This window comes from Halomonas campaniensis (assembly GCF_014193375.1).
GTDB lineage: Bacteria > Pseudomonadota > Gammaproteobacteria > Pseudomonadales > Halomonadaceae > Halomonas > Halomonas campaniensis.
The window spans coordinates 1-2,238 of sequence record NZ_JACHZF010000064.1 but is presented as its reverse complement, the minus strand read 5'-3'; the positions used below and the strand labels follow the sequence as shown (position 1 = coordinate 2,238).

Genomic DNA, 2,238 nt, shown 5'->3' with positions numbered 1-2,238 from the left:
GTGTCAAGCGACATCAGAAAGTGACCCCCTGGCGACAGTGAAATCTGACCCCCTTACCCTCTGACGACCTGCTTTTGATGATGGATGGAATCGGGCTTGATCAGCCCGGCCTTGCGTTTGGCACGCAGTCGGTAACTGTCACCGCGGATGGTGATGACGTGACTGTGATGCAGCAGTCGGTCGAGGATGGCGGTGGCCACCACGGCATCACCGAACACCTCGCCCCACTCGCTGACCGCCCGGTTGCTGGTGACCAACAGGCTGCCGCGTTCGTAGCGCCGGGTGACCAGTTGGAAGAACAGGTTGGCCGCACCCGGCTCCAGCGGTAGGTAGCCCAGTTCGTCGATGATCAAGAGTTTGGGCTTGGCGAAGTGCCTCAGCCGCTCCTCCAGGGCGCCATTGGCATGGGCCTGGACCAGTTGGGTAATCAGTGCCGTGGCGGTAGTGAACAACACTGAGTAGCCGGCCTTGACCGCTTCCCGGCCCAGTGCCACAGCGAGATGGCTCTTGCCCACGCCCGGCGGGCCGAGCAGCAGCAGGGCGTCGCCGTTGGCGATCCAGCGTCCGCAGGCCAGCTCACGGATCTGACCGGGATCGACGGCAGGCTGGGCGCTGAAGTCAAACCCTTCCAGAGTGCGCAGGAACGGGAAGCGGGCGATGCTCAGCCCCATCTGGATACGCCGCTGCTCCTTGTGAGCCACCTCCTGCTCGCACAGGTAAGCCAGCGTCTCACGCAGGGTCAGCTCCCGGCGTGCGGCTTCGTCGAGCAGCGTGTCGAGCCGCTCGCGGATGGCGGTCAGCTTGAGACGCGTCAGCATGGCATCCAGGCGCTCCGTCTCGGGCATCGTCATTACCAGCCACCTCCCACCACGGCTTCGTACTCGGTCAGGTCGCGCTGCAGCGCGGCCGGCGGCAAGGTGGCCACGATCTCGCTGGACGCCACGACCTCCTCGGCGTCCGCTTTGGGTGATCGGTAGCCGACGATACCCTGCAGGTGCTCCGGCAGGCAGCGCACCTGGCGGCGCCCGCCCAGCTCCGGGTGGCGGGCCACTTCACGGCCGGCGTGGTGCACCCGCAGTTCGCCGTCGGTCACGCTGACCTGGACGGGCTCACCGATCAGGCGCCAGGGCACGCTGTAGCGGTTGGTGTCGACCTCCACGGTGGCGTCGCGCTGGACCCGACGGCTCAGCTCTCGTGCCTGCTCGAAGGGCGCCCGGCCGTTCAGCGGCTGCAGGCTGGCCTGTTCGGCGATGAAGCGCACCGCCGGCAGCTCTCCGGTGGTGCCGTGGACCCGCTGGTCGGCGATCTCGCGCATCCACCAGCTCAGGTGGGCCTCCAGCGCCGCCCAGGCGGCGAAGGTCCGGCCGGCGATGGCGTTACGCTTCACGTAGCCAACGCCACGCTCGTCCTTGCCCTTGGTGCGGGCGCGGTACGGTGCGCAGGCCACCGGTCGGAAACCCCAGTAACGCGCAAAGGCCGCCAACCGCTCGTTGAACACGACTTCGCGGGTCGCCGCGTTGTGGTGGTCGACCAGCGCCCGGGCGTTATCCAGCAGCACCTGCTCTGGAATCCCGCCAAAGTGGCGGAAGGCGCCCTCCAGGCCGGCGAACCACGCCGACTGCCGCTCGTGCCGGAAGGCGCGGACGTAGAGGCGGCGGGAGTAGCCCAGGGTGGCGACAAACAGGAAGACCTTGACCGACTCCCCATCGATGATGATGTGGCGGCTGCCAAAGTCGATCTGCAGCTGCTTCCCGGGCGGAGTCTCGAACCTCACCGTGGCCTTGGCCTCGGCGGCCAGTGCCTGGCGGAACGGCGCGCAAGCGCGTTCCACCGTGCGCAGGCTGACCGTGATGCCGTGTTCTAGCTGCAGGTCCTGCAGGACCACGGCGGCATTGCCGGCATGCTGCAGGAAGCGAGCCTTCAGCCATTCCTCAAGCCCTTCAAGCGACTTGCTGCGCTTCGGGCTCGCGTAGGGCGCCCAGCCGCCCTGGCGCAGATAACGTTTGACGGTGTTCCTGCTGACACCGAGTTCATCGGCGATGCGCTGAGTGCCCCAGCCACAGGCCTTCAGGCGCAGCATGGCGGCGACATCCTCTGGGCTCTGCATCGGTTCCCCTCGTACCTGAGTGTGGGGAACGTTATATCCGGGTTGCTGCATGAATGGACCCTCCAGGTGAGCTCACGGAGGGGTCAGTTTTCCGTGTCGCCTGGGGGTCAGTTTTACGTGTCGCCTGACAC

General features: G+C 66.7%; 2 protein-coding genes. Both read right to left on the bottom strand.

The window, feature by feature from the left end; all coding sequences use genetic code 11:
* Positions 1–53: 53 nt before the first annotated feature.
* Positions 54–851 carry an IS21-like element helper ATPase IstB gene (gene istB / locus BDK63_RS18215; RefSeq protein ID WP_221202692.1) on the bottom strand — a complete coding sequence of 266 codons (798 nt, stop codon included), beginning with the start codon at positions 849–851 and terminating at the stop codon, positions 54–56.
* Complete coding sequence (istA, locus tag BDK63_RS18210; protein WP_183334555.1) at positions 851–2,158, bottom strand: IS21 family transposase; 1,308 nt, start codon at positions 2,156–2,158, stop codon at positions 851–853. Before istA ends, istB begins: the two co-directional genes overlap by 1 nt.
* Positions 2,159–2,238: the final 80 nt, after the last annotated feature.

Coding starts and splice junctions, on each gene's coding strand:
- istB (WP_221202692.1), bottom strand. CDS start 851: ATGACGATGCCCGAGACGGAGCGCCTGGATGCCATGCTGACGCGTCTC.
- istA (WP_183334555.1), bottom strand. CDS start 2,158: ATGCAGCAACCCGGATATAACGTTCCCCACACTCAGGTACGAGGGGAA.